General features: G+C 57.1%; 20 protein-coding genes and 2 tRNA genes. 3 read left to right on the forward strand and 19 right to left on the reverse strand.

Going from position 1 to position 20,618, the window contains the following annotated elements; translation table 11 throughout:
• Nucleotides 1-44: 44 nt before the first annotated feature.
• The 11 genes from AC0V6O_RS10155 to pyrH form a co-directional block, all read right to left on the reverse strand.
• Nucleotides 45-121 (reverse strand) — tRNA-His (locus tag AC0V6O_RS10155).
• Between the two features lie 444 nt (nt 122-565).
• Nucleotides 566-790 (reverse strand): 50S ribosomal protein L31, encoded by a 225-nt coding sequence (gene rpmE, locus AC0V6O_RS10160; protein ID WP_472639169.1) that lies wholly within the window; start codon nt 788-790, stop codon nt 566-568.
• A 104-nt stretch (nt 791-894) separates the two neighbouring features.
• The gene (fabZ, locus tag AC0V6O_RS10165; RefSeq protein ID WP_486143712.1) at nt 895-1,380 is read right to left on the reverse strand and encodes a 3-hydroxyacyl-ACP dehydratase FabZ; all 486 of its coding nucleotides are present in this window, start codon (nt 1,378-1,380) and stop codon (nt 895-897) included.
• Between the two features lie 48 nt (nt 1,381-1,428).
• Nucleotides 1,429-2,121: an OmpH/Skp family outer membrane protein gene (locus AC0V6O_RS10170; protein WP_486143714.1), complete on the reverse strand. Its 693-nt coding sequence runs from the start codon at nt 2,119-2,121 to the stop codon at nt 1,429-1,431.
• Nucleotides 2,121-4,760: an outer membrane protein assembly factor BamA gene (gene bamA, locus AC0V6O_RS10175; RefSeq protein WP_486143716.1), complete on the reverse strand. Its 2,640-nt coding sequence runs from the start codon at nt 4,758-4,760 to the stop codon at nt 2,121-2,123. The genes AC0V6O_RS10170 and bamA overlap by 1 nt, the downstream gene beginning before the upstream one ends.
• A gap of 163 nt (nt 4,761-4,923) precedes the next feature.
• The gene (rseP, locus tag AC0V6O_RS10180) at nt 4,924-6,033 is read right to left on the reverse strand and encodes an RIP metalloprotease RseP (protein ID WP_486143718.1); all 1,110 of its coding nucleotides are present in this window, start codon (nt 6,031-6,033) and stop codon (nt 4,924-4,926) included.
• Between the two features lie 16 nt (nt 6,034-6,049).
• Nucleotides 6,050-7,435 carry a 1-deoxy-D-xylulose-5-phosphate reductoisomerase gene (gene dxr, locus AC0V6O_RS10185; protein WP_486143720.1) on the reverse strand — a complete coding sequence of 462 codons (1,386 nt, stop codon included), beginning with the start codon at nt 7,433-7,435 and terminating at the stop codon, nt 6,050-6,052.
• Entirely contained in the window at nt 7,356-7,967 is a 612-nt protein-coding gene (locus tag AC0V6O_RS10190; protein ID WP_486143722.1) for a phosphatidate cytidylyltransferase, read from the reverse strand. Before AC0V6O_RS10190 ends, dxr begins: the two co-directional genes overlap by 80 nt.
• On the reverse strand, nt 7,954-8,643 hold the full coding sequence (gene uppS / locus AC0V6O_RS10195) for a polyprenyl diphosphate synthase (RefSeq protein ID WP_486143724.1): 690 nt from the start codon (nt 8,641-8,643) through the stop codon (nt 7,954-7,956). The genes AC0V6O_RS10190 and uppS overlap by 14 nt, the downstream gene beginning before the upstream one ends.
• A 12-nt stretch (nt 8,644-8,655) precedes the next feature.
• Entirely contained in the window at nt 8,656-9,213 is a 558-nt protein-coding gene (gene frr / locus AC0V6O_RS10200; protein WP_486143726.1) for a ribosome recycling factor, read from the reverse strand.
• A 3-nt stretch (nt 9,214-9,216) separates the two neighbouring features.
• Nucleotides 9,217-9,939 (reverse strand): UMP kinase, encoded by a 723-nt coding sequence (gene pyrH / locus AC0V6O_RS10205; protein ID WP_486143728.1) that lies wholly within the window; start codon nt 9,937-9,939, stop codon nt 9,217-9,219.
• Between the two features lie 171 nt (nt 9,940-10,110).
• Here pyrH and AC0V6O_RS10210 point away from each other — a divergent pair, with 171 nt between their 5' ends.
• Nucleotides 10,111-10,941, forward strand: coding sequence for a metallophosphoesterase (locus tag AC0V6O_RS10210; RefSeq protein WP_486143730.1), 831 nt, complete (start codon nt 10,111-10,113; stop codon nt 10,939-10,941).
• A 7-nt stretch (nt 10,942-10,948) separates the two neighbouring features.
• On the opposite strand, the gene AC0V6O_RS10215 is transcribed toward AC0V6O_RS10210, so the two are convergent.
• From AC0V6O_RS10215 to rpsB, 3 genes are all read right to left on the reverse strand, one after another.
• The gene (locus tag AC0V6O_RS10215) at nt 10,949-11,605 is read right to left on the reverse strand and encodes a hypothetical protein (protein WP_486143732.1); all 657 of its coding nucleotides are present in this window, start codon (nt 11,603-11,605) and stop codon (nt 10,949-10,951) included.
• Nucleotides 11,606-11,793: 188 nt separating this feature from the next.
• Nucleotides 11,794-12,720 carry a translation elongation factor Ts gene (gene tsf / locus AC0V6O_RS10220; RefSeq protein WP_486143734.1) on the reverse strand — a complete coding sequence of 309 codons (927 nt, stop codon included), beginning with the start codon at nt 12,718-12,720 and terminating at the stop codon, nt 11,794-11,796.
• Between the two features lie 113 nt (nt 12,721-12,833).
• The gene (gene rpsB / locus AC0V6O_RS10225) at nt 12,834-13,586 is read right to left on the reverse strand and encodes a 30S ribosomal protein S2 (RefSeq protein WP_486143736.1); all 753 of its coding nucleotides are present in this window, start codon (nt 13,584-13,586) and stop codon (nt 12,834-12,836) included.
• Nucleotides 13,587-13,914: 328 nt separating this feature from the next.
• On the opposite strand from rpsB, the gene AC0V6O_RS10230 reads away from it, so the two are divergent.
• On the forward strand, nt 13,915-14,184 hold the full coding sequence (locus AC0V6O_RS10230; protein ID WP_486143738.1) for a hypothetical protein: 270 nt from the start codon (nt 13,915-13,917) through the stop codon (nt 14,182-14,184).
• Here the strand turns inward: AC0V6O_RS10230 and AC0V6O_RS10235 are convergent.
• Together AC0V6O_RS10235 and AC0V6O_RS10240 are read right to left on the reverse strand one after the other, a co-directional pair.
• Nucleotides 14,144-14,914: a CDP-alcohol phosphatidyltransferase family protein gene (locus tag AC0V6O_RS10235; RefSeq protein WP_472640929.1), complete on the reverse strand. Its 771-nt coding sequence runs from the start codon at nt 14,912-14,914 to the stop codon at nt 14,144-14,146. The two genes, AC0V6O_RS10230 and AC0V6O_RS10235, sit on opposite strands and share 41 nt — an antisense overlap.
• Nucleotides 14,915-15,009: 95 nt before the next feature.
• Nucleotides 15,010-15,765, reverse strand: coding sequence for a phosphatidylserine decarboxylase (locus AC0V6O_RS10240; RefSeq protein ID WP_472639183.1), 756 nt, complete (start codon nt 15,763-15,765; stop codon nt 15,010-15,012).
• Nucleotides 15,766-15,935: 170 nt separating this feature from the next.
• Between AC0V6O_RS10240 and AC0V6O_RS10245 the strand changes: the two genes are divergently transcribed.
• A complete protein-coding gene (locus AC0V6O_RS10245; protein ID WP_486143740.1) occupies nt 15,936-17,003 on the forward strand; it encodes a phosphatase PAP2 family protein in 1,068 nt (355 codons plus the stop codon).
• Here the strand turns inward: AC0V6O_RS10245 and AC0V6O_RS10250 are convergent.
• The 3 genes from AC0V6O_RS10250 to AC0V6O_RS10260 all read right to left on the reverse strand — a co-directional run bounded on the left by AC0V6O_RS10250 (nt 16,964) and on the right by AC0V6O_RS10260 (nt 20,615).
• Complete coding sequence (locus AC0V6O_RS10250; protein WP_486145583.1) at nt 16,964-18,088, reverse strand: beta-ketoacyl-ACP synthase III; 1,125 nt, start codon at nt 18,086-18,088, stop codon at nt 16,964-16,966. The two genes, AC0V6O_RS10245 and AC0V6O_RS10250, sit on opposite strands and share 40 nt — an antisense overlap.
• A gap of 158 nt (nt 18,089-18,246) precedes the next feature.
• Nucleotides 18,247-20,040, reverse strand: a complete 1,794-nt coding sequence (locus AC0V6O_RS10255; RefSeq protein WP_486143742.1) for a YadA family autotransporter adhesin — start codon at nt 20,038-20,040, stop codon at nt 18,247-18,249.
• A gap of 489 nt (nt 20,041-20,529) precedes the next feature.
• Nucleotides 20,530-20,615: transfer RNA gene (locus AC0V6O_RS10260), tRNA-Tyr, on the reverse strand.
• Nucleotides 20,616-20,618: the final 3 nt, after the last annotated feature.

Raw genomic sequence — 20,618 nt, forward strand, 5'->3', positions numbered from 1 at the left:
GCTTTGCAAGACCGCGCATCGAAAGGGGGCATTGAAGGGGGAAATGGGGCGACCGAGGGAGCTCGAATCCCCGACCTCCGGTACCACAAACCGGCGCTCTAACCAACTGAGCTACGATCGCCATATGCCCCGTCTCAACGCAACCTAAGTCGCTGCCAAGCCTACGCAAGGGGGCGTGTTACGCGTGCTGACGGCCTGGTCAAGGCCGCTTGCGTGCGGGGCGAGCCTGTTGCACAAACACAGACCCGTGTGAAGCGAAAACTGCGCGAAAATCGCTTTTGCGCAAGAATATTTCGCTCCGTACTTGGGATCGCTCTGGCGTCGCGCAGATCAGTCAGACTGTGTGCGAGATCTTGAAGCGCCTATTGTTGAGGTCCTCGCCCCGCAAACGAACACCTCCGCTGCACCCTGCACGAGCTGGCCGACGCGAGCCGCGCGCTGAAACTAACGCTGCACGGCCGCTTGGCAATGGTCACTATGGTCAAGCAAATAGGCAAGCAAAAAGGGCGGCCCCACAGGACCGCCCCATTTGCACGATGTTGCCATCGCAAATCTCGTTAAACGCTTACTTCTTAAGCGAAAGACCGCCAAAACGCTTGTTAAACGCAGCAACACGGCCGCCTTCTTGAATTTGCTGCTTACCGCCAGTCCAAGCCGGGTGGCTGGTCGGGTCAATATCAAGCGCCAAAGTGTCGCCTTCTTTACCCCAGGTGGAGCGTGTCTGAAACTCTGTACCATCGGTCATCTTGACCGTGATCATGTGATAATCGGGGTGTGTATCGGCCTTCATGGCGGTATATCCTTCGTAGCTTTCGCCGGTACCGACCGGCTGCGCTGTTGAATTGAGAAGCGGCGCGTTTAGCCGTCTTCCCCAAAAATGCAAGCGTTATTGGGTCACGCTGGCGGGTCAGCAATCATCGCGGTGAACTCAACTTCGCACGAGGTTTTGCCCTCGACGCTCGCCTTGCCCTTGAACTTATAGACCCGGCTGCGCTTCTGAACGAATTCAACATTGAGATCGAGCAAGCATCCCGGTGTCACCGGGGCGCGGAATTTCGCATTCTCGATCCCCATAAAGATCACCAGCTTACCCGTGCCCGAAAGCTCTAGCGTCTCGATCCCCAGGATTGCCGCCGCCTGCGCCAACGCTTCAATCTGAAGCACGCCTGGCATGATCGGAGCGCCAGGGAAATGCCCCTGAAAGAACTCTTCATTCATGCTGACAGCTTTCACCGCATGGATGCGTTCGCCCAAATCAATCGTGCGAACCCGGTCAACCAGCAGCAATGGATAACGGTGCGGCAGGGCCTTGAGGATCTTGTGGATGTCGTAGTCCACGATCTGTTCTGCGCTGGCCGGTGCTTCCGAACCCTCACTCATGCCTTGCCCCCTTGTGTTATCTATCGCTGCTGCTTTGCCCAGCTAGGCTTAGCGTCCCTCGGGAGCCTGCGCTGCTGGTTGTTGTTGCTGCTGTTGAGCGGCCTGCGCCTGCTGAATGGCCTGAGCCTGCAGCAGCACCTGCTGGATTTGCTGGAACACGCCCACTGAATTGCGGTTTGGTTGCCATCCTTGAGCAGGGACAATGGTGACACTTGGAACTTTTGCGTTAAGCGCGGCAGTCACTTGCTGGCTAATGTCAGCTTGCGGCGGCGCATAGATAATCGCATCAGGCGAAACGATCATTTGGATCGATTGCGCTTGCACCACTTCTTGCAGCGATGCCGAATATTGCATGAGAATTTGCTCAACCGCATAGACGCGCGCACCATCGATTTGCGCGGTCAGCGTTTGAATTTCCTGATCAATCGCCTGAATACGCGTGGTTTGTGCCGCGTTCGCTGCGGCAGCCTGTTCAGCTTCATCCAGCTGATTGTCGTTATTCGTATCGAGCTGTTGCAGCAGCGTCTGACGCTCTTGATTGCGCGCGCGGCGGGTGTCGATTTGCGACTGATAAGTGGTCGAAATCTGCTGATAAGCGGTTTGGAACGCGGTGGTGCCGATAACAACACGCGCGGTGTCGACTGTCGCGACATTGCCCTGCACCTGAGCGGTGGCAGGCACAGCAACAGCGGTGGACATAGCGAGGCACGCAATCGCGAGCGACTTAGCAAAGAGTTTCATTAGAACTGAGTTCCTACATTGAATGAAAATGTTTTGGTCTCATCGCCTTCGACGCTGCGCAATGCATGCGCAAAGTCGATGCGGAATGGACCAAAGGGTGAATTCCAATTGACGCCGATACCGACGGTTATGCGAGGTGATGGCGAGTCGCCCAAGAAGACTTCCTGGAAGCCTCCTCCACCAACGGGAGTGTTCGGTGTGCCATCCGGCGCAACAGGATTAGACGTGATCGTACCATCGGCCTGCTGAAACAGTTGCGGTGATGAAACAAGCAGCGGATCAGTGATGCCCCACAATGCGCCAACATCAGCGAAGATTGATGGGCGAAGCCCAAGCTCACGGGCCCCCGTTCCAAGCGGAATTTCGAGCTCAGCACGGCCAAGATAGAATTTGCGACCGCCGAGCGCGTCATCGCGTGCCTGATCCCGGTCAAGAATGGGATTTCCATCGCCATCTAGCGGACGGCGCAGAATCCGAGGGCCAACACCGCGAATATCAAATCCGCGAATTTGCGGCTCACCCAGGAAGAAACGATCAGTCAACAAGACATCGTCAACACCCGCGCCTGGGCGATTTTCAAGCGGAATGATTGATCCACCCTCTGCGCTAAGCGAGAAGATAAAACCGCTGCCCACATTGAAATATTGCGTCCCCTTTGCACGAAGCCGGAGATATTTCACATCGCCACCAAGACCGGCAAACTCTGTCGTGAAGTTGATATTGGCGCCGCGTGATGGCCGGATCCGCGAGTTCAGCGTGTTGTACGCCAGACTTACCCCGAGGATTGAACTCAACCGCTCGCCCAATGCATCGCACAGGAAACGTCCAGCAAGATTTGGATCGCAAGTCTCGATGCCATTGCCGTTTTGATCGGAGAAGAACTGATTACCCAGATTCACATCGTCATAATTGAGCGTGTAACTGCCAACGAGCGACAGAAATTCCGTCAATGGTACACCGGCACGAAGCGAAAAGCCTGTTGTGGATTGTTCGAACGATGGAGCACGGTTGTTTTGAAGAAAGCTTGGATTCTCAAAATCACGCCGGAAGATATCAATCCCCGCCGAGATATTGCGATCAAACACATATGGGTCTGAGAAGCTAAGCTGAGCAGAACGCGAGAAACGCGAAAAGTTCAGACTCAATCCGACTGTCTGGCCGCGCCCGCGGAAGTTCCGCTGACGAATGCTACCAGAGAGAATGAAGCTTTCAATCGAAGAGAAACCAGCGGAGAATTGCAATTCCCCGGTCGGTTGCTCTTGCACGTTTGCTTCCAGCACGATCCGATCAGGCTGACTGCCCTCAACCTGATTGACCTGAAAGTTCTCTTGGAAATATCCAAGCGATGCAATCCGGGCAGTTGTCCGCTGGACACCAATCGAGTTGAATGCATCGCCTTCGCTGATCCGAAATTCGCGGCGGACAACTTTATCTTGGGTCAGCGTGTTGCCATTTACGTCCACGCGTTCCACATAAACACGCGGTGCCTGGCGCAGCACGAAGTTGATGTTCATCGCCAGATTGTCTTTGTCGCGGTCAAAGCGCGGCTGAACATCTGCGAAGGCATAGCCAAAGGTTCCGGCCAAATCAGACAATTGCTCAACCGTGTCTTCGACCGATTTTGCATCGTACCAGTCGCCGGTCTTCATCGGCAGGCGGCCCGCCAACGCGTCGCCGTCAAAATCGCGCAACTGGCTCTCAACTTCCACATTGCCAAATTTGTAGCGTTCGCCCTCTTCCACCACATAGGTGATGATGAAGTCTTCTTTGTCAGGCGTCAGCTCAGCCACGGCCGACACAACGCGGAAATCGGCATAGCCCTCGGTAAGGTAGAACTGGCGCAGCTTCTGCTGGTCAAAGGCAAGCCGGTCAGGGTCATAGCTGGTGTTGGAACTGAAGAAACGGGTGAAGCGCGCCTGCTTCGTCACCATTTCGCTGCGCAACTCGCCGTCGGAAAACTCTTCGTTTCCGATGATATTGATCTGGCGAACCTTGGACTTTGGCCCTTCACTGATCTCAAATACAATATCGACGCGGTTTTGCGGCAACTGGACCATCTTCGGCTCAACTGTCGCGGCAAACCGTCCCTGACGCTTATACAGCTCGATAATCCGAGCCACGTCGGCGCGCACCTTCGAGCGGGTGAATATCTGCCGCGGCGCAAGCTTGATCTCGGGGATGATCTTGTCGTTCTTAATCCGCTCGTTGCCTTCGAGCACGATGCGGTTGATCACCGGGCTTTCCGTCACATTGATTACGACATTGCCGCCATCATTGCGGATCGAAAAGTTCGAAAATAGCTCGGTTGCGCCTAAGTCCTTAAGCGCCGCATCAGCGCCCGCCGTGGTGTATGGCTGGCCCACGCGCAGACGAATGTAGCTTAGGATAGTTGTCGGCTCTAGCCGCTCTGAACCGACCACGCTGATCGACCGGATCGTATCGGTCGCTGGCGCGGGCTCTGGAGCCTGTTCCGTCGAACTTTCAGCCTGCTGCGCGGTGGCGGCATTGCTGGTCTCGGTCTGATCCTGCGCCACGGCCGCCTGTGGAAGGCTGACAAGAGCGCTCGTGCACAAAAGTGCAATGGAGAGCCGCCCGGCTGACTTAGCAGACACGGCGTCTGTCTCGCTGCATCGATTCATTGAGTAAGTGTTCCCGTCTAACCCGTATCTAATCACGCACGCCTGCCCCGGGGCATGATCCCATTATAGGCTGTTACAGCACAGATTTGCCTGTGCCCGATGCTGCCTGCGCAATCAAGCGGAGAGACCCACCAATTGCCGTTCACCGGCCCCCTTTCCCCGGTTAACTGCCAAATAGTGGTCCAAAGACCGGCAGCGAAACGAGGTCGTTTACCGTCACGACCACCATGAATACCAGCACCAAACCTATCCCGGTACGATATGCATATTCGGTCGCTCGTGGCCCCACCGGCTTCTTTCGAACCGCTTCCGCAGCATAAAATGCCAAGTGGCCACCATCGAGTGCAGGGATTGGCAAGACGTTGATGAATGCCAAATTAAGCGAGATCAAAGCTGCGAAGTTCACGAATGCGACCAGACCCAGGCTCAATTGCTCGCCAGAGAATTTGGCAATCTTTACAGGCCCGCCCAGCTCTTTGATCGAGCGGTCGCCGACCACAATCTGTTTTATCCCGGTCACCATCATCTTTGTGATTTCCCAGCATTGGCTGGCTGCGAGCGGGATGGATTCCAGGATACCGACGTCTTTAAAGACATATTCAGCCTCTACCGGAGCAACCCCGATCAGGCCAATCGTGCCCGTGTTTCCGAAATTATCGGTCTGCTCAACGCTGGCGATTGTCACCGGAATATCCAGCTCGGCGCCATCGCGCTCCACACCGATGACAATCGATCTGTTTGGATAAAGCGCGACATTCTCGCGGATACCTTCAAAGTCTGTGATCGCTTCCCCATCGATCTCGACGATTAGATCACCGACTTCGAGGCCAGCATCGCGCGCGGCGGATTCTTCAGCAAATTCGCCAATTTGCCGGGTGTCGACTTCGCTTTCGATCTTTGGCTGACCATAGATAGTGAAGAATGCAGCAAAAATCGCGATTGCCACCAGCAGGTTCGTGACCGGGCCAGCGGCGACAATCAGCGCGCGCTTCCACAGAGCCGCGCTCTGAAAGTTTCCCGGCTCCACCGGCGCATTGGGATCAGGCACACTCGCCGGGTTCATATCACCCTTAAACTGGACGTAGCCGCCGAGCGGCAATGCCGAGAGCTTCCAACGCGTGCCATGCTTGTCCGTGCGGCCAAACAGCTCTTTGCCAAAGCCGACCGAAAACGCCTCTGCCTTCACGCCGAACCATCGGCCGACCAGATAATGCCCCAGTTCGTGCACTGTGACGAGCGGCCCCAGCAGCAATATGAAGCCGGCGGCGTACATCCAGAAAGGGGGCGATTCAAACAAGAGCAGAGCTTTCCAATAATTCGCGGGCGCGCACGCGGGCCTCGGTATCGATGCTCAACACATCATCCAATCCTTGCGGCGCCGCCACGCTATAGCGATTTAAGACATCCTCGACCACTAAGGCAATCCGGGTGAACCCAATCTGACCAGCCAGAAACGCGGCGACCGCCACTTCGTTCGCAGCATTCAGCGTTGCCGGAGCCCCGCCGCCAGCATGGATCGCCTCACGCGCCAACCGGGTGGCAGGAAAACGGGCCTCGTCTGTGGTGAAGAAAGTCAGCTCGCCAATGCTTGGCAGATCGAGCGGCTCCATCGGCGTTTCCATTCGTACGGGATAGGCTAGGCAAGATGCGATCGGCACGCGCATGTCGGACGGGCCGAGCTGCGCAAGCGTCGAGCGGTCTTTATACTCAACCATAGAGTGAATAACGCTTTGCGGGTGCACAACGATCCCGAGCCGGTCCAGCCCAACGGGAAACAGGTGGTGCGCCTCGATGAACTCCAGTCCCTTGTTCATCATGGTCGCGCTGTCGACGCTGATCTTCGCGCCCATATCCCAATTGGGGTGTGCGACGGCTTGCTCTGGCTTTGCAGCATCAAGCTGAGCCTGCGTCCATTCGCGAAAGGGCCCGCCACTGGCCGTGAGAGTAATGCGCGCGACATCAGCCATGTCATTGCCCGCAAGACATTGGAAGATCGCATTGTGCTCGCTGTCGACGGGCAGCAAGGTCGCGCCATATTTCGCAACCGCTGCCGTCATGACGTCACCGGCGGAAACAAGCGCTTCCTTATTGGCGAGCGCGACCACCCCGCCCTGCTCTATCGCTGCCATCGTTGGAGCGAGCCCAGCGCAGCCAACAATCGCCGCAACCGTCAGATCGGCGCCGCGCGCCGCCGCATCGCATAGCGCCTGCGCGCCGCCTGCCGCCTCGATCCCGCTATCGCCCAGAGCCGCGCGCAGATCGCCAAGGCAACTCTCATCACCGACAACCGCGATCCGCGCATCAAACTCGCGCGCCAGGGCGGCGAGTTCGTCTGCCGAGCAATTCGCAGTGAGCGCCTCAACCTGCCAGTCATCGCGATTGCGCCGGATCAAATCGAGCGTTGAGGCCCCCACGGACCCCGTTGCACCAAGAATTGTGATCGAGCGGGCCACCGATGCTACCCTAAGAAGATCTCGCGTGCATGCGAGCACAAAGAACACGGCGATAAAGCCATCGAGCCGGTCAAACACACCGCCATGGCCGGGTATGAGCTTGCCGGAATCCTTTGCGCCTGCGCGCCGTTTCATCCAGCTTTCAAAGAAATCGCCTGCCTGCGCGAGCACCGCGATTAACGTGCCAGCCGCCAGAGGACCGACCAGGTTTGCGAGATCCAAAGCCTTCCGATGGCACCTCGCCAAAATGCCCGGCCTCAGGGAAGAAATACTGCACGCAGATCGCAACCACGCTGGCCGCGACAATCCCGCCGCCTAGGCCCGCCCAAGTCTTTGACGGGCTGATCTGCGGTGCGATCTTGGGTCCGCCAATCGCGCGGCCCGCAAAATAGGCTCCAACATCAACCGCAATAACCGGCAGGATAAAGCCGATGAGCATAAAAAACGGCACATAGCTTTGCCTGACTTCAACCATGGCCAGCGCCGCGCCGCCGACATAGATCGCGCCAAAGAACAGCCAAAGCACCTCGGTTAGCGGCGATTTCGCAAATGCCTTTGCCAGCAGATTCCATTCCCACAGAACCAATCCCGCGACCAGCGCAACAAACGCGATCCAGAACCAACCGCCGAGCCACAGCGCAATACAGGACACGCCCACCATCACGACGGCTGAGGCAAGCCGCACCGGCAGGTCTGTGTTTTTAGAGGCTAGCTTATCCGCCTCTTCGCCAGTCATACCATCAGCGTCCGCCAAAGCGTCTCTCCCGCTGCGCGAAGTTATCCAACGCTTCTTGCAAATGCGCCGGTTTGAAGTCCGGCCAAAGCGTATCGATGAACAGCATTTCGGCATAGGCCGATTGCCACAATAGGAAGTTCGATAGGCGAACCTCGCCGCTGGTGCGGATCAATAGGTCGAGCGGCGGCAAATCAGCCGTGTCGAGATGCGCTGCAATCGCCTCTGGCGTAACATCGCCAATCGCCGCAGCCTTTGCAGCAGCGCGCGCAATCTCGTTTTGCGAACCATAATTGAGTGCAACCGCCAACGTGTTTGACCCGCTAGAGGTTTGCTCCAAAGCGTCTTCAAGCATGGCGACGATATCCGGCGCCAGACCTCGCCAATCACCGATGATTTTGAGGCGCACGTCATTGGCGACAAATTCGGGCAAGTCTGATTTGATGAACTTACGCATCAGGTTCATCAGATCATCGACCTCTTCATCGGGTCGTTTCCAATTCTCCGATGAAAACGCATAGAGCGTGAGACAATCGAGTCCCATTCCGCCCACATTGCGCACCAGTTCGCGCACCGCCTCAACACCGCGCTGATGGCCAACGGCGCGCGGCAAGGCACGCTTCTCCGCCCACCGGCCATTGCCATCCATAATGATCGCGACATGCTGGGCGCGACTGGCCTCTGATTGCTTCCCCATCAGAGCCTGACCTTACTGGGTCAGGATCTCCTGTTCTTTCTTGGCCGCTGCCTCGTCGGCTTCGGCGACATATTTATCGGTCAGCTTCTGCACGTCTTCTTCATGCCGCTTACGCTCGTCCTCTGAGATGTCTTTGCTCTTCTCATCCGCTTTGAGCGATTCCATCCCATCACGGCGGACATTGCGGATCGCGATCTTGGCGTTCTCAGAATATTGACCAGCCAGCTTGGCGAGTTCCTTGCGGCGCTCCTCGGTCAGGTCTGGCATTGGCAGACGCACGGTCTGGCCATCAGTCATCGGGTTCAGGCCAAGGTTCGCCTTAGTGATGCCTTTCTCAACCGCGCTCACGTTCGCCTTGTCCCACACTTGCACGCTCAGCATACGCGGCTCTGGTGCAGACACGGTCGCTACCTGGCTCAGCGGCATCATCGCGCCGTAGACTTCGCAAACCACTGGATCGAGCAGGCTGACATTGGCCCGGCCCGTGCGCAAACCGCCCAGATCGCCCTTCAGTGATTCCACTGCGCCGTTCATCCGGCGCTCGATATCGGCCTTGTCATATTGAGCCATAGGTCAGGCTTCCTCTTTCACAATTGTTTGTACGCCGCCGCCATCAAGCACGCGCACGACGTTCCCTTTTTCACGGATTGAGAACACCACTATCGGGATATTGTTCTCGCGGCAAAGGGCAACGGCGGTTGCATCCATCACCTTCAAATTGTCAGACAGCACTTTGTCATAGGAAATCGCATCGAAGCGCGCGGCATCCGGGTTTGTTTTCGGGTCACTGTCGTAGACGCCATCAACGCTGGTGCCCTTCATCAAGGCATCGCAGTTCATCTCTGCTGCGCGCAAGGCCGCGCCGGTATCTGTGGTAAAGAAGGGATTGCCAGTGCCGGCGGCAAAAATCACGATCCGGCCCTTCTCAAGATGGCGCTCTGCACGGCGGCGAATATAGGGCTCGCATACGGTGCTCATCGGAATGGCCGATTGCACGCGGGTCGGCACGCCCAACTGCTCCAGCGCATTTTGCATCGCCAGCGCATTCATGATGGTGGCTAGCATCCCCATGTAATCGCCGGTGGTCCGGTCAAGCCCGCGTGCCGCACCCGCAACACCGCGAAAGATGTTGCCGCCGCCAATGACCAGGCAAATTTCCAACCCCGTGTCTTTTGCCGCCTTCACTTCCTCGGCCAGCCGCGCGACATAAGCGGGATCAATCCCGTAATCCTGTTCCCCCATCAACACCTCGCCTGAGAGCTTCAAGAGAACGCGTTTCATTTCGGGAAGGGCCATGGGTGGTTTGCTTTCTGGCAGAATGTGTCTTTGCCCCCCGCCCTTATCCGGCAGGCGTTGTGATGCCAAGAGTGTTAGCGGTAATTACGCCGCCTGTGGGTTTGCATGAGCGTGCAAAAGCTGTGAATGCTGCGTTTCGAAGATTGGCGATAGGCCGACAAAGGGACCCCAATGATCCGCCGATTGTTCTTGCTTGCCCTCGTGATTGGCTTGGTACTGGCCGTAAAGGCATGGTTCGATACGATGGGCGCACCCGCGGTTGAACGCCATGTCGTCGAGAGCGACGAATTGTCGCCGGGCGCAGCACCGATCACCATTGCCCTGATCAGTGATATTCACGTCGCCGGGCCTGATATGTCGCCCAGCCGATTGAGTGAAATCGTCGCGCAGATTAACGCGCTGGAGCCAGATCTGGTCGCGATTGCGGGTGATTTGGTGAGCGAGAAGCGCACCGCCACGCATATCTACACCGCCCAGGAGATTGTCGCTCCGCTCAGTGAGCTCGACGCGCCGCTAGGCACGGTGCTGGTACCCGGCAATCATGACCATTGGTTTGATTGGCCGGGGCTTGAAAGCGAGCTTGCGACAATTGAGAACATGACAGTGCTCGCCAATGAGGCGGCGCAAATCGGGCCGCTCGCGATTGCCGGTGTGGATGATGACTATACCGGCAAAGCCAATCTGCCGCTGGCTTTGGAGGGGATGTCAGCGCTAACCGGCCCGCGCATCGCCCTCACCCATAGCCCGGACATCTTTCCGCAGGTTCCGGTGAATTTCGACCTCGTGCTGGCCGGACACACCCACTGCGGACAGATCGCCTACCCGTGGGGCGGCGCGCCCGCGACCATGTCAGACTACGGCGATCTCTACGCCTGCGGCGTGGTGGAGCAGCACGGCAAGACGCTCATCACTGGCGCGGGACTAGGCACCAGCCTGCTGCCAATACGCCTGTTCACGAAGCCGGAAATTTGGCTGATCGAGGTTAGAGCGGTGCGGCGATGAGACTTTGCTAATCGCCCCGACCTAGACCAGTCAGGTTCCTGACGGCACTAGGGAAAAACTTCGCCATCTCGGGATCTTTTTCAACTGCGAGTTTCTGGAGATCTAGCTTCATCTCGTTAAAACCCGTCTTGCTAGAACAGAAAAACCGTCTCGCTACTATTTTTGGGTCTGATCCTGTTTGTAAATCAGAACCTTTTATGCCGATGGTAAAGCCCGCACCATCAAGGCAAATTTTTGGGCGTTGGGCAGGTTTGGATTCCTGTTCCTTATCGCCTCGCCACGCTTGTGACGCATAGAATTTCGCCATCATTTCAGTTGAAATCCGTCGGGTGACTGCGCGAGTCTCCGTTGTCCAAGAACCTTCTGCGTCCTGCGAAGGATGACGAAAAACACCGCGAGCATATATACTCCAGTCGTCGTCATATCTGGCTAGCACGACATAGGAATTCGGATCTCCGGTCAGACTTACCGTCTCTTCAAACCCAATCACCTCGTCAGCATTTTCCAAGAAATTGCATAGCTTCAAGTAAGGACGGCTTTCGGCATCACAGAGTTTCTCAAAGGGAACGACCTCGGAGTTTGTTTCTTTGGCGCTAACTGTAGCTGGCAATAAAGCCGCGTAGGCAAGTCCGAAAGAAAGCAAACCCATTTTGACGTTTTTCATTGCGTTAAACCCCTCATTTATATCGAATAAGATAGTCGGACTATCTTTCGCGGCACTGAACAGGAGACGAGTTTGGAACGTCAACGGCCGTTCGCATTCGACGCCCATAACAATTCGGCCGCCGAACCCATGACAGGTCCGACGGCCAGAAATTGTATGGCCGCATGGGCCAATGAAGCGATTGAAGCTTAACCCTTAAGCGTCGCAGCGACTTCTGCGGCGAAGTCTTCTTCTTCCTTCTCGATGCCTTCACCGAGTTGGAAGCGGACGTAATCCTTCAGGACGATCTCTGAACCAGCTTCCTTGCCGGTGCGAGCGACAACTTCTTCAACCGTCGCCTTGTTGTCCATCACGAACATCTGGCTGAGCAGAGCGTTCTCTTTCGCGAACTTCTTGATCGCGCCTTCGACCATCTTTTCCTGCACGTTCTCAGGCTTGCCGCTCTCCGCTGCTTTTTCCTGAGCGATTGCACGCTCACGAGCAATCACGTCGGCATCCAGGCCGTCAGCATTGAGCGCCTGCGGGAACATCGAGGCGATGTGCATCGCCAGCTGCTTGCCAAGCGGCTCAAGCACGTCTGCGCCTGCTGCGCTTTCCAGAGCAACCAGAACGCCGATCTTGCCGAGATTGTCGGCTGCGGCGTTGTGCATGTACGCAACAACAGAACCCTGCTCGACAGAAACGCTCTTCATCCGGCGAACCTGCTGGTTCTCGCCGATGGTCGCAACATTGTCGGTCAGCTTGTCAGAGACGCTGCCGCCATCTGGGTAAGCTGCGCCTTTCAGCGCTTCGACATCGTCGCTGCCCAGCGTCAGAGCGACGCCTGTGGTCTTGCGCACGAAGTCCTGGAACTGGTCATTCTTCGCAACGAAGTCTGTCTCAGAGTTCACTTCGACAGCTACGCCCGACGTGCCAGATACGGCTACGCCAACAAGGCCCTCTGCTGCGGTGCGGCTGGATTTCTTCTGTGCGGTTGCAAGGCCTTTGGCGCGCAGGGCGTCAACGGCAGCTTCAATATCGCCGCCCGCTTCAACAAGGGCTTTTTTGGCGTCCATCATGCCTGCGCCTGTTTTTTCACGCAGTGTCTTCACGTCAGCGACGGTGAAATCGGCCATTTCTGAATTCCTTCAAAAAATAAATTGGTCGCCGGGCCCCAATCAGGATGCCCGGCGCGTTTATCAGTGAGTGTGCCAGCGCGGGTTTGGTGCGCTGGCGAGGCGGCCTGTGATTAGGCTGCCGGTGCTTCTGCAGGTGGCTGCTCCATGGAGCCAATGTCTGCGCCAGACGCCGCAGCCGCGCCGCCGCGGCCAGCAACAGCCGCATCGCCAATCGCCTGGCAATACAGGCGCACTGCGCGGGTTGCGTCATCATTGCCCGGTACTGGGAATGCGATGCCGCTTGGGTCAACATTGGTGTCGAGCACTGCGATCACAGGAATGCCCAGAACAGCGGCTTCTTTAATGGCCAGCTCTTCCTTGTTGGCATCAATCACGAACATCACGTCCGGAATGCCGCCCATGTCGCGGATACCGCCAAGTGACAGTTCCAGCTTGTCGCGCTTACGCGTGAGCTGCAGAACTTCTTTCTTGGTGAAACCGCTGGTGTCGCCCGAAAGCTTTTCCTCAAGCGACTTCATTTCCTTGATCGAACCGCTGATGGTTTTCCAGTTGGTCAGCATGCCGCCGAGCCAACGGTGATTGACGAAGTGCTGGCCTGACGCGCGGGCGATTTCAGCGATCGGCTCTTGTGCCTGACGCTTTGTACCAACGAACAGAACCTTGCCGCCTGCGCGGGTCGTTTGCTCAACAAAGTCGAGCGCGCGTGCGAACAATGGCACGGTTTGCGACAGATCAATGATGTGAACACCGTTGCGGGCGCCGAAGATATACGGCTTCATCCGCGGGTTCCAGCGGTGGGTCTGGTGGCCGAAGTGTGCGCCGGCCTCAATCAATTGCTGCATCGTGACGGTAGTGGCCGCCATAGGTAATTCCTTTCCGGTTAGTCCTCTGGAAGGCAAGGAACCTGCTGGTGGAGAGCCCTCCAGCGGCACCGGTATGAAGCGCCTTCCATGTGAATTTCGCACAATCAGAACGAGACGATTCGCCTCATCTGTTCCTACGATGGAGGGGCCATTAGCGCCCATCTCCCACAAAATCTAGTACAAAGAGTGCATTTAGAACACAAGTGGAACAAAAGTGCTTGACGCAGCGGAACACCTAGTGAACAAGGTATTCAGAACAAATATGGAACGACAGGATATGTAACCTGATCATGCGTTCCAACGAATGAAGGCGTGAAGGAGCAATTCCATGATTTTCTATCTGCTGGCCAGCCTGTTTGTCGCAGCGACCCTGAGCGTTTTTGTGAGCCTTACAGATAGCGGCCTGCGCCTGCGCAACGCCTTTATTGGACTTAAGCGTGAACGCAGCCTAGCCGATGCGGGCTTTGTTCCTCACGTGGAGGCTACTGAAGTTCGTTTGCGTCCTGCCGCATCGGGCTATCGCGGGTCAGCCACTCGGCCGTTTGCGCGCCGCCTGCCTAACCGTCTGTCTGCGCTGCAAGACGTCGCTGCCGCTTAATCCGCCCATATTTGATTAGTCCGTAAGGCATCAGCGCCAGATAGCCGATGCTGATCGTGATCAGCAGCCACCATGGCTCCAACAGTAGCGCGGCAAACGCCATCGCCGAAATCACAATCACCGACAGCCTGATCGCCCGGCGCGGACGCAGCGACCCCCAGCTGAGCGTCGCCATGTTGGAAATCAGCAGAAATGCGATGACCGTTAGCCAGATCGCAATCAGCAATGGATCGCGAAACGCCTCATTGCCGGTCTCGATCCAGAAATAGAATGGCAGAAAGGCCAGCCCTGCCCCAACGGGCGCAGGAACTCCGGTAAGAAAGCCAGCTGACTTGTGGGGCTGATCATCGACATCAATTTGCGCATTAAAGCGCGCCAGACGAACAGCACAGCAGATCGCAAAAGCGAGTGAGGCAAACCAGCCGAAACGCGGCAGGTCTTGCAGCACCCACAAATACAAAATGATCGCTGGTGCCATGCCGAATGAAAGCGAATCGGCTAGACTGTCGAGTTCAGCGCCGAAGCGCGACTGAGCGTTGAGCAGCCGCGCAATACGCCCATCGACCCCGTCAAGAACGCCCGCCAGGATCACAGCCAGGATCGCCAGCGCCCATTGCTCTGTGATGGCAAGGCGTATCCCGGTCAGGCCCGCACACAATGCGCCAGCCGTGATTGCATTGGGTAGCATCGCCCTAAGCGACAAGCCCTTGGGATCGGCTGCGCCAGGCAACCCTTCATCCTCTGCAGCTTTCGGGCCGACACGCGGTGCCCCCTTAGCTATCTCGGCCTGATTGTCATCCTGCCCAGATAGGCCAGTGGGTTCCCTCACTGAGAAATGCCTTCGAGCAATTTCTGCTCGCCGAGTTCAGCCAAAATCGTTTCGCCAGCGATGATTTTCTGACCCAGCAGAACCTTCGGCGCTGTGCCCGCAGGCAAATAGACATCGACCCGGCTGCCAAAGCGTATCAGACCGACGCGCTGCCCCTTGGCCACGGTGTCGCCGGGTTTCACGAATGGCACAATCCGGCGCGCAACAAGGCCAGCGATCTGAGTGAAGCCGATCTGCACACCGTCGCCGCGATCCACCAGAATATGCTGGCGCTCGTTCTCTTCACTCGCCTTATCAAGGTCTGCGTTCACGAACTTACCCGGAATGTAGATCACGCGGCGAATGGCGCCCGCAATGGGTGCGCGATTGATATGAACATCAAACACACTCATGAAAATCGAAATTCGAGTGACCGGCCCTTCAGGCAGGCCTGGCGTACCCGACCCGTCATCAATGGTCAGCTCAGGCGGAGGCTCTGTCTGCGTGATCAACGAGACGAGGCCATCAGCGGGCGCGACAATCGAATTGTCCGATTGCGGCACGACCCGCTCTGGATCGCGGAAGAATGCGAACACCCCGGCAGATAAGGCCAAGAGCGGCCAACCGATGATCTCCCAATCAACCCATGGGCTTAGGAAGAAGAGGCTGATCACAACCGCAATCACGCCATATTTGCGTCCTTCGGGGTGGATCGGCGGCCAGCTCCAGCTGACATCACCGCGTCCTTCGTTATCGAGTATTTCTCCGGCCATCCGAGCCATCTAGGAGCTGAGCTGCGCCCTCGCAAGCAATGCCGCGATTTCTGCACCCAGCTTTATCGTGCAGTTGCGATGGATTGGCGCATTCCAAAACCCCACTAAGCACACGCATTCATTCACTCTTTAGTGATCTATTTACCGTAAATCGCGCAACCATGATTGAGATGAGGGATATCATTTTGCCGCGCTGGCGCAGTGAAACACCGATCTATGTGATTGGTTTGGCGTTGATGGCGTTGTGCATTGGGCTGCTCGCTGCGCGGGGAATCGCGCCGAGCTTCATTGGCATATGGGTCAACCTGCGCCTGTTCGGCATGTTCCTGATCGTCATCGCGGCGGTTGATGCAGGACGCCAGCTCTATAAACATCGCCCGGACAGCCCGGTGGCCTTTCTCAAAGCGCGCTATTCCACGCCGGAATTTAAACGCACTGCTCTGGCTGGCCTACCGATGCTGACGGTTGCAATTGTGTTGCTGCCGTTCTTTTCGAAGATGAAGGCCGCCATCCCACTGTTCAATGACTACACTTGGGATGACACTTTCGTCGATTGGGACCGCGCGATCTTCTTTGGCAATGATGCTTGGGAAGTGCTCCAACCAGCGCTGGGTTTCCCGGTCGTCACGGCATTCCTCGCGCTGCTCTATCAGCTGTGGTTTCTGCTGCTCTATCCCGGCGTGCTCTACTTTGCCTTTACCAAGGTCGACAGCCGACTGCGCAGGCGCTTCTTCCTATCCTATGTGCTTAGCTGGACTTTAGTGGGCGGAGCGATGGCGACCTGGCTTGCCTCTGTCGGCCCCGTATTCGTCGGCCCCTTGCTCGGCGACACCCGCTTTGATGAGCAAATGGCCTATCTCAACGCCGCGAACGAGCAGATCCCGGTCATGACCCTCAGGGTACAAGACATGTTGATCGAATGGTTCCACGCTGATGCAAATGGCCTGGGCAGCGGGATTACCGCCATGCCATCCATGCATGTTGCAATTGCGTTTCTGTACTGGCTCGCCATGCGCCAAATTTCACCGCGCCTCGGCCTATTCTTCGCCGCGTTCTTCGTGATCACCTGGATCAGCAGCGTACACCTCGCGTATCACTACGCGGTCGACGGACTTGTCTCGGTAATCGCCGTATCTGCAATCTGGTGGGGCGCTCAGCAGATCATTGCCGCCTGGGACCGCTTCCTCGAAGCTCGTGATCAGGCAGCCTTACGCACGAACACTGTTCCAGCAGAATAGCCCGCGCCAAAGCTGCAGATGAGGCCGGTGTCATCCGCCTTCATATCCTCGCTGTGCAAATGGAAGGCGATGATCGAACCCGCGCTTGATGTGTTGCCATAGGTGTCTAGCACCGTAGGGCTTTCGTCATCGCTCGCCTCATGACCCAGCACTTTTTGCGCGATCAGCCGGTTCATGCCGGAGTTAGCCTGGTGCAGCCACATTCGGCGCAGCGTCTTGGGATCAATCTTGAGCCGCTCTGCTTCGTCCAGGATCATCTGCGCAACCATCGGCACGACTTCCTTGAACACCTTGCGCCCTTCTTGCACGAACAGCTTGTCTGCGGTCCCTGCGGTCTCTGGCGTCGCCCGATTGAGAAAGCCGAAATTGTTGCGAATATTGTTGGAGAACACTGTCTTCAGTTTTGTGCCAAGAATGTCCCAATGTTCTGTCGGAGCAATCGCCGCATCCTCGACCAGCACGGCGGTCGCGACGTCGCCAAAGATGAAGTGGCTGTCACGGTCCCGCCAATTGAGGTGACCGGAGGTGATCTCCGGGCTGACGACCAGCACGCTTTTCGCATTGCCCGCGCGGACATAATCCGCTGCTGTTTGAATGCCGAATGTCGCCGATGAGCACGCGACATTCATATCAAAACCGAACCCATCAATGCCCAGCGCCTGCTGGATCTCGATTGCCATCGCCGGATAGGCGCGCTGCATGTTGGAGGCCGCGCACAGCACCGCGTCCACATCTTTGGCCTCGCGTCCTGCCCTTGCTAGGGCCTCACGCGCCGCGATCACACCGATCTCTGCCATGACCGACAATTCACCATCAGGCCGCTCGTCCCAGCGCGGCGACATGGTGTCTGGCGCAAGGATTGGGGCCTTGCTCAGCACATGCCGCGCTTTGATCCCGCTCGCCTTTTCGATGAACTCGACCGAGCTGTAGGTCAGCGCTTCCGCTTCGCCCACGGCAATCGCCTCGGCATGCTCTGCATTGTGGCGGTCAACAAAGGCGTTGAAGCTCTCAACCAGCTCTTCATTGGTGATCGATTCTTCCGGCGTATACAGGCCAGTGCCTGAAATGACGGGGCGATGGGTCATATCTGGAGAGGTGCGCATAGGCTGCAATTAAGCAGGCATATGTGCTGGGGCAAGAGCAAGCAGACGAACGTCCACGCCCCAGCTTCGCAATTCCGCAAGGAAAAACGGGACTCAGCAACGCCAAGCCCCGTCTTCAATCTTGCTATTCTTATGCGGTCTTAGAACCCGATGGTCCCTGCAACACGCGCACCAACGCTGTCGTCACCTGTATTCCCACTGATCCCAGCAGAGATGTAGAAACTGTCTGTTAGCCGCCCGGTGAGCGATCCCGCAAAGGCTTGCTCACCGCGATAGGTTGAGGCCGCCACAGTCAGCGAGATGTTCTTGCCTGGCACGATTGGCGCGCTGCCCATGGCCATTGCCGCTGCGATACCGCCGCTGGTGCGTTCGTCGAGGTCCTGGAGTTGGAAGCTGAGGTCTTGCACCCTTCCTGACAGCGCATCGAACTGAGCGGTTCCCACTTGTGAAACGGTGTTGAGGGCGCGGCGGACATTGTCGACCGAGGCAGCGGTGGCAACGCTCTGGCGGCCCAGCGTGCCATTGGCATCCACCGTCACTGCATCAACAGGGCCAACCTGCGCCGCTGTACTGGCATCAATGTCGCCAATGCGAACTGAACTGCCCGCACCGCCCAGGGCAACCTGATTGGCGGCGGTCGTCGTCGCCTGAAAGCCCACTGCGGTGGAGAAGTTCTCCGAGGCGGTGGAGTTAGAACCCACCGCTGTGCTGTTGGACCCTGTGGCCGAGGCCAAAACGCCCACAGCAGTTGAGCGGTTGCCCGCGGTGCTGGCAAGAAACCCAACCGCAGTGTTACCCGCACCCGCCGCGCTGCCTTGAGAGCCAACCACAACCGACTGACCGCCAGTTGCATTGGCAAGCTCACCAATCGCAGTGGAGTTGATCACCGCAGAAGCACGCACGCCAATCGCAACCGCATCGGTACCCCCAGCATTGGCTCTATTACCCAGCGCCGTTGCGTTCACGCCCAGCGCCTGAGCATCCGAACCAAACGCACTCGCACGGTCAAAGCTCGCCTGCGCGCCGCGGCCGTCAGCATCATTGCCATCACCGCCAATCGCAATCGAAGCAGCGCCCGTGGCACTCGTACTACTACCAATCGCGATGGAAGAATTGGCTGACGCAGTCGTGTTCGCACCAAGAGCAACAGAGTCTTCGCCGCCTGCGACCGCCACAAAGCCGAGAGCGGTACTAAGCAGGCCCGTTGATTGGGCTGCCACGCCAATGCCGACGCTACCGCCCTGACTTGCCAGGCTTTCGGAACCAAGCGCGATGCTTTCACCGCCTGAAGCCACACTGTTGGTGCCAATCGCCGTCGCACCAAAATTGCTCGCCGATGCTTCTACACCTACGGCAATCGAATTTGCGCCTCCAGCTACTGCACCAGCATTATTTCCTTCACTGTCCGAACCGATGGCGATCGAGTTCGCGCCAGAAGCGCCAGCGAACGCGCCGAGTGCTGTACTGTTTTCTCCAATCGCATCAGCAGACACGCCTACCGCAGTCGTATTGGCAGCGCTGGCTTCAGCGAATCCTCCGATCACAGTTGCGCTACTGCCGGTAGCTTGGCTTGAAGCACCAACGGCTGTGCTAAAACCTTCAGACGCAGTGCTAAATCCGCCTAAGGCAGTTGACGAGCTACCGCTGGCATCAGCTCCTGCGCCGACTGCTGTCGCATTTAATTGTGTGGCAGTGGTCAAAGCGCCGATTGCCGTAGCCTGCGTTCCGGTAGCTTGCGCTGCACGTCCGCATGCAAGAGCTAGGTCTTCGTCATTGGAATTCGCCCCTGCATCAGTGTCGGTGCCAGCATCCACGACGCCATCATCGTCGCGGTCAAGCAGGCAATCATCTGCGCGTGCATCTTGCGGCACGGCAAGCAATGATACGGTGATGCCCGCCAAAAGAACGCTCGACAGCAATAGTGGCTTCTTCATGTGTATTTCCCTTCTTCCAAACGCGAAGGGATGGTGCGCAAGCGGCCCGATTATCCAATTCTGTTATCGCTTACGTTGGATTGTATTCCCGCACCCCTCCCTGTTGATTAAAGGGCAACCTTAGCCATAACACGCTGCATTGATTGTACGTTTTCGACATCGTGCAATTATTTGAGAGATTGCAAGACGTGAGCGTTTTCCTACCTGTGCGGCTTACTCTAGTCAGATCGCGGCTCTTTCATATGGTGGATATCGTTTGTTGACGGCGGCGTATTTGCGTTGCTCGGGGACATTCTTGTGCGCGCAGCAGGCACACAAAACATGTTCAAATCCCAAAAGTCACAACGTCACGTTGCATTTTGCGCGTAAACCAATGGAAACGCGTACTTTCCCGTAAAAGTCACAGATTCGAAAAACGCAAACGTGTTCCAGCGCCCATTGGGATCACGAGAAGGTACGCAGTTTCGCAACTATGAGAGACAAGGCAGGTGGTGGACAGGATAGGATTCGAACCTATGTACGCTTGCGCGGGCAGATTTACAGTCTGCTGCCTTTAACCACTCGGCCACCTGTCCACA

This window comes from Erythrobacter sp. JB2-19, assembly GCF_057365005.1.